Source organism: Belliella kenyensis (assembly GCF_022549675.1).
In the GTDB taxonomy this organism is placed as follows: domain Bacteria; phylum Bacteroidota; class Bacteroidia; order Cytophagales; family Cyclobacteriaceae; genus Belliella; species Belliella kenyensis.
On the sequence record NZ_JAKZGR010000072.1, the window covers coordinates 1 to 505 of the forward strand.

General features: G+C 45.3%; 1 protein-coding gene. It reads left to right on the top strand.

Going from position 1 to position 505, the window contains the following annotated elements; all coding sequences use genetic code 11:
• Positions 1 to 505: Ig-like domain-containing protein (locus MM214_RS19000; protein WP_241297753.1), on the top strand; the 505-nt coding region annotated here is incomplete at both ends.

Sequence of the window (505 nt, forward strand, 5' to 3'; positions counted from 1 at the left end):
ATCAACAAGTATTCGAGCAAGGGCAGGTTATCGAAATCACTACCTTAAGTGCAGATGAAGATGGTGAAGTGGTGAAGGTAGATTTCTATGCAGGTGATCTATTGATCGCAAGTGTGGAGGCTGAGCCTTTCACCTTCAACTGGGACAATGCTCCTCTGGGCAATCATTACATCACTGCTATTGCCACTGACAATGAAGGGGCTGCGACGGTTTCTAATTCTGTTTACATAACAGTTGATGAAGCTCCTGAAATGCCTGAAACTCCTGAAGCTCCTGCTGTGAATGTTTCTCCAACAATCAGCATCATCACACCAGAAGATCAGCAGGTATTCGAGCAAGGGCAGGTTATCGAAATCACTACCTTAAGTGCGGATGAAGATGGTGAAGTCGTGAAGGTAGATTTCTATGCAGATGACCTTTTGATCGCAAGTGTGGAGGCTGAGCCTTTTACTTTCAACTGGGACAATGCTCCTCTGGGCAATCATTACATCACTGCTATTGCCAC